Source organism: Nitrospirota bacterium, assembly GCA_016214385.1.
GTDB lineage: Bacteria > Nitrospirota > Thermodesulfovibrionia > UBA6902 > JACROP01 > JACROP01.
In genome coordinates this window covers 1-5,668 of sequence record JACROP010000112.1, presented here as the reverse complement: position 1 = coordinate 5,668, position 5,668 = coordinate 1, and the positions used below count along the sequence as shown (strand labels likewise).

Genomic DNA, 5,668 nt, shown 5'->3' with positions numbered 1-5,668 from the left:
GTAGTTCAAGAATAATAAAGATGGCGATGATCCAGCCGGACAATCCAATACTGTCCACGTCTGAGTATGCTTTCATCAAGACCGAACATATCCATGTATTCTTGATATGTCCTGCCGAAAAATGTGATGAGATCTATGTCCAGTCGTTTTTTATCTGCCATAGGATTATCTTTCGAGCACTATGGGCAAATGAACCTTATCAGCCAGCGCCTTTAATGCAGCTTCTTTCAGCTTATCTTTGCCGAGGTCTTCTTTGCCCACCACCTCCTCGATATCTATTCTGACAATCCCAGTTATCTGCAGTTTTTCTTCAGGAAAATCGCCATAACCTCCTTCTGGCTGATATTTCTCCATGAGACATTTCAGGGCAAATACCTTTTCTTCTCTGTCTTCGATAATTGTTGCTCTGCCTTTTATGATGACACTTCTGTAAAGATAATCAGCCTTGCATGGGTTTTCGTTGCCCTTAACATAGGCAATTGGCATATCTACTTCGAAGCAGACTCGATTGTCCCTCTTAATGTCCTCGATCTTTTCCCCTTCCTTTGCTGTATGGAAATAAATCTTCCCAAATCCCCCCTGCCCCCCTTTAGTAAAGGGGGGTGAGGGGGGATTATAGGCAAAATTCAACGGCTTCACCATCGGATAACCATCTTTATCTATAGTCCCCAATCTGCCCACATGGCAGGTATTGAGTAAATCAATAATAATCGCCTTGTCCTTTATCTCTTTTTTCCATTTGCGCATAATTAAAGTATTTCGCGGCCTTCCTTCTTTCTTACATTTATCAGATACACAGAGATAATTGCGGTCAATCCACCCACAATGGTAGATATTTTAGGCACCTCCCCTAAAAATATCCAACTTAAAGTAACCGCGCTAAAGGGTACGAGGAAGATAAAAGAACTTGCCCTGTATGAGCTTAAACGGCTAGAGGCAAAGAAATAGATGGTGGTAGCAAAGGTGCTGGCGATAACCCCCAGATAAAGAATATTCAGCCAGAAAAACAGGCCTTGATTAAAGACAGCCGATAGCCCGTAGGGAAGGGCAAGGAAGAAGAAAAGTATAGAACAGAAGGCATAGGCAAATACACTGAAGACCAGTGGAGATACCATGTTTCCAGCCTTCTGGCTACAGATGGTGATGAGCGCCCAAAGAATGGCACATATTACGAAATAGATATTCCCGGTCATAAAGAGATTATGAGGGTTAAGCTCCCAGAAAAACAGATAAAGATAAAGCCCCATAAAAGCTGATCCCAGAAGTATATATATGAGGGCAGATTTATTCACCTTTAATGGTCCTTTCAGGAAAAACAACAGTGGTATGAAAGTAATAAAATTGATAAAGAATCTCCAGAATGCCAATATCTCAGAGGGCAGGCTCGTGGCAATAGCCTTTGCCGATACCCACGCCCCACCCCAGAGTGTCATGGAAAGGATTATCAGAAATGTAAATAGCCTGGTTTTATTTTTGGCTGAATTCATTTTGCGTTTGTATTATTTCTCTGCAAAGGCAAAGAGCCTTTTGAAACTAAACTCAATGCCCTTCTCTGTCTTGTTATTCTCAAAACTCATCGCAAAGGCATATTTAAAGTATTCTTGTTCTTTTTCGGGCAATGCTGCCAGATATGGCCTTAGCCCTGCCGAAGACCACCATTCAAGGACTTCGTTTATGCTTTCAAAAACAAGTCTATAATCTTTATATAAAACTTCAATTTTGCTGAATCCTACACCTTTCAACAAAGATACATATGCTTCCTTTATCGGGAAATACCATGGCGACATCCAGTTAGTATAATACTTTTCTAAATCCAGTAGAGCTATTGAATTATTGATATAATTAAAGAACTCTCTGCAGAATTTTTTTGCCGGGAGCTGAAAGGCAATTCTGCCGCCATTTTTCAATGATTGATAGACTAACTCCATCACATCCTGCTGCTCTTTTATCCACTGCAAAGTTGAGTTAGAGAACACAAGGTCAAATATTTCACTAAAGTTCATCGATTGAGCAGGGATTTGCATAAAGGAAATGTTCTTAACTTTATCGGAAATTGTTCTTGCCTTTGCAAGCATCTCCTGAGAGGAATCAATACCAGTTACGCTACCCTTTGATGCCAGCCTTGCAAGTTCAACAGTAAGCTTTCCGGTTCCGCAGCCAATATCAAGTATGGAATCGGTATCACGCACCTGAGCCATAGTAATCAACTCTTTCCCCACATCAATCTGCGGTGCTTTTGTGGAATCATATTTTTCTGCATCCCATCTCATGATAAACCTCCAATTCCAAGTCTTTTTAAGAATGACGACCGTTGCCCTTTTACATTAACTTCTATTCTTATAGCCGGTCTTTTTGCCTCATCAGCAAGAGCTTTAAAAATATCTTCCTCGTAAATCATCCCTAAAAGACTGCCATTTTCCACAACCGGAAAGTTGTAAAAACCCTTATCTCTTGCAACCTCGACAATTTCGAATAGTTCTATATCAGGTGATACAGTCACAGGCTTTTTCATGAATTCCGTAACTTTTATTTCATCAAGCCAGTAGCCGATCTCCCATTTGCTTAAAGTGGTAGCGTCTGATGGAAGCGCCCTTGCAATATCTCCCCTTGTGACCACACCAATCAGCTTATTGCCGTTTGTAACAGGGAGTATCTTTACGCCATGAAGTTTAAAAAGCCTTTCAGCTTCTCTGATTGATGTTTCCTTACTTGTTGGATTGCATTTGCGCATTATCTCAGACACCCGCATAAAGTCCTCCTTTACAGCATAATTTTACAAAATAAAAAGGCCACGGTTTTTTATTCCGTGGCCTTTGAGTTATTCTTAATTATCTTCTGCTAAAAACTAATAGAATCCCCCTCCAGCCACGGCGTTTAAATGCCATGCCTGCTTAAGAAGCCTATTTGCTATCAGCAGATTATAAAACATGGTTGAAGTATAGATAGTTTTTATTTATGTGTCAAGAAAAATATTCTCTTTCTGCTGTTACCATTTTGAAATGTCACATTTAGGCTATTCTCTCTACGAGTCGTAGACTATCTTCAGAATTAGATGAACAAGTTAATAGTAACATCAAAAAAAGTACAAATTTGTTGAAAATTCAGAAAGAATGCAGTATCTTTTAAATAAAGAGACCTCAATGCAAATTTGCCACCAGATTGGAGATGCCAGGGGCACCCTCCCTGCCCCAAAACCTATGAGTCTGCCAAAAAAGAAGGTACATATATTTATCGTTTCTGACGCAACAGGAACGACGGCTGAAATGGTGATAAATGCGGTCCTGGTGCAGTTTAAGGATATAAAACCGGTCTTCAAGAAATTCCCCTATATCAGGACCAAGGAACAGGTCAAGGCGATTCTGAACCAGGCTAATGCGGTACAGGGCATTGTCATCTACTCCCTTGTCTCACAGGAACTAAGGTTGTGGATTCGCAAGGAAAAACGAAAAATGGATATCTTTACCATCGACCTCCTTGGCCCAATCCTTGACCGGATAAGAAGGCTGTGGGACCTGATTCCTATACTGGAGCCAGGTCTTTTAAGGGGAATCGGGGAAGAGTCGATTCGCCTTGCTGAATCAATTGATTTTACCCTGAAGCACGATGATGGACAGGGCCTGGAGACCCTGGAGAAGGCAAATCTTATCATACTTGGCGTCTCGAGAACCTCCAAAACCCCTACCAGTCTTTATCTTTCCTGTAACTATGGTTTAAAGGTGGCCAATGTGCCCATTATCCTTGGTGTAAAACCACCAGATAAGGTCTTTCTGCCGAAGACCCAGAAGATAGGCTTTACTATCGCTCCAGAGAGGCTCGCCTTTATCAGGCAAAGGAGACTTAAGTACGCGGCGTCCATCGATTATGCGGATATAACCCATATTAGAGAAGAGTTGGAATACAGCTATCGGATATTCAATCAGATAAAGGGACTTCAGATTTTAGATGTCACGAATAGTTCTATAGAGGAGATCGCTAACAGGATAATGGAGGGTAGAGAGGAAATGTTAGGTCGCAAATCGTGAAAGGGGGTGATATTTTGTGAAGCACAATCTTGTGTTATGGTTTAAAGACCTGGGCAAAGAAGACATCCCGCTTGTGGGAGGGAAATGTGCCAATCTCGGAGAACTCTACGGAAAGATTGGCGTGCCCGTCCCAGATGGTTTTGCCATTTCAGCATATGCCTATCAGGTGTTTTTAGAAAAAAACCGTGCAAATGAAAAGATTGATGCCCTTTTGGCCGATATAAATATGGATGATCTGGGATCGATCCAGGAGGTCTCACAACGAATCAGGACGCATATTGAGAGCCTTTCAATGCCCAACGAGATAAGGGATGCAATCCTAAAGGCATACGAAGGTCTCTGTAAACTGCTTGGCAAGAAGACTGTAGCAGTGGCTGTAAGGTCTTCAGCAACGGCTGAGGACCTGCCAGACGCAAGTTTTGCTGGCCAGCAGGATACGTTTCTGAACGTGACACGAAAAACACTCTTAAAGGGGGTTCAGCAGTGCTGGAGCTCCCTTTTCACGCCAAGGGCCATTGTCTACCGAAGAGAAAAGGGGTTTGCCCACGACCAGGTACTCATCAGCGTGGCTGTTCAAGAGATGATTGATTCGCAGGCTTCAGGGGTCACGTTCACCTTAGAGCCTGTAACGGGTGAGAGGGATAAGATAGTTATAGATGCCTCCTGGGGGCTTGGCGAAGCCATCGTAAGCGGCAAGATTACACCAGATGAATATGTCGTGGAAAAAGGAACCTTCCGCATCCTTGATAGAAAGGTCTTCAAGAAGGAAAAACAGATTGTATACGATGAAAAGGGCGGCACCAGATGGGCTATGGTTCCTAAAGGTATGCAGGACAGACAGGCACTGACGGATGAAGCAATCGTCCGACTGGCGCAGTATGGCGTCCAGATAGAGAATCACTATGGAGTCGCACAGGACATTGAATGGGCTATAGATAGAGCTGGCCGTCTTTTCATACTCCAGGCAAGGCCTGAGACAGTTCACATGGTAGGAATAAAAAAGAGGGAGGAGAGAGGGCTTATGGAACAGGAAATCCTTGTTCGAGGTCTGGGTGTTAGCCCAGGGCAGGGGAGTGGAGAGGTGAAGGTCATATTGGATGTCAAGGAGATTTCAGGTTTTCATGAAGGCGAAGTCCTGGTTACTGAGATGACTACCCCTGATTGGGTTACAGTAATGAAAAAGGCCTCTGCTATTGTTACTGATTTGGGAGGCAAGACCTGCCATGCTGCTATTGTTAGCCGTGAGCTTGGAATACCTTGCGTAGTCGGCACAGAGAATGCCACAAAGGTCTTAAAGGGCGGTGAGATAGTGACCGTAGAAGGGCAGAGAGGTCTTGTATTTAAGGGTGCAATGGTTGAAAAAGAGGCGGCAAAGCCCAGCCCGGCACTCCTTGATGTATCGGCGCAGGCCATCACAGCTACCAGGGTGTATGTTAATCTGTCTGTTCCTGAGATTGCGAAAAAGGTTGCCCAGGAGACAAATGCAGACGGTGTTGGCCTCCTCAGGGCAGAACATATGATGCTCGAAATCGGGAAACACCCGAGACTGCTTATCGAGGAAGGCGGAGAGCAGATGATGGTAGATACCTTTTCCCGCGGTATCAGTGAGGTGGCTGAGGCGTTCTTTCCACGTCCTGTGGTTTACA

Annotated in this window: 6 protein-coding genes; 2 read left to right on the top strand and 4 right to left on the bottom strand. The window is 43.6% G+C overall.

What is annotated here, in order from left to right; translation table 11 throughout:
* Nucleotides 1-165: 165 nt before the first annotated feature.
* Genes HZC12_07235 through HZC12_07220 form a run of 4 tightly spaced genes read right to left on the bottom strand, consistent with a single transcriptional unit; the run spans nt 166 to nt 2,749 of the window.
* Complete coding sequence (locus HZC12_07235; GenBank protein ID MBI5026507.1) at nt 166-747, bottom strand: pyridoxamine 5'-phosphate oxidase family protein; 582 nt, start codon at nt 745-747, stop codon at nt 166-168.
* Nucleotides 748-749: 2 nt separating this feature from the next.
* Nucleotides 750-1,487 (bottom strand): DMT family transporter, encoded by a 738-nt coding sequence (locus HZC12_07230; GenBank protein MBI5026506.1) that lies wholly within the window; start codon nt 1,485-1,487, stop codon nt 750-752.
* Nucleotides 1,488-1,499: 12 nt separating this feature from the next.
* A complete protein-coding gene (locus HZC12_07225) occupies nt 1,500-2,270 on the bottom strand; it encodes a methyltransferase domain-containing protein (GenBank protein MBI5026505.1) in 771 nt (256 codons plus the stop codon).
* Nucleotides 2,267-2,749, bottom strand: coding sequence for a CBS domain-containing protein (locus tag HZC12_07220; protein MBI5026504.1), 483 nt, complete (start codon nt 2,747-2,749; stop codon nt 2,267-2,269). The genes HZC12_07225 and HZC12_07220 overlap by 4 nt, the downstream gene beginning before the upstream one ends.
* 391 nt (nt 2,750-3,140) lie before the next feature.
* Here HZC12_07220 and HZC12_07215 point away from each other — a divergent pair, with 391 nt between their 5' ends.
* Entirely contained in the window at nt 3,141-4,022 is an 882-nt protein-coding gene (locus HZC12_07215) for a kinase/pyrophosphorylase (protein MBI5026503.1), read from the top strand.
* Between the two features lie 16 nt (nt 4,023-4,038).
* The coding region (ppsA, locus tag HZC12_07210; protein MBI5026502.1) for a phosphoenolpyruvate synthase at nt 4,039-5,668 on the top strand (1,630 nt) is incomplete at its 3' end.

Bases quoted from the DNA above. Each gene is read 5' to 3' on its own strand.
- HZC12_07230 (MBI5026506.1), bottom strand. From the start codon at position 1,487: ATGAATTCAGCCAAAAATAAAACCAGGCTATTTACATTTCTGATAATC.
- HZC12_07225 (MBI5026505.1), bottom strand. From the start codon at position 2,270: ATGAGATGGGATGCAGAAAAATATGATTCCACAAAAGCACCGCAGATT.
- HZC12_07220 (MBI5026504.1), bottom strand. From the start codon at position 2,749: ATGCGGGTGTCTGAGATAATGCGCAAATGCAATCCAACAAGTAAGGAA.
- HZC12_07215 (MBI5026503.1), top strand. From the start codon at position 3,141: ATGCAAATTTGCCACCAGATTGGAGATGCCAGGGGCACCCTCCCTGCC.
- HZC12_07235 (MBI5026507.1), bottom strand. From the start codon at position 747: ATGCGCAAATGGAAAAAAGAGATAAAGGACAAGGCGATTATTATTGAT.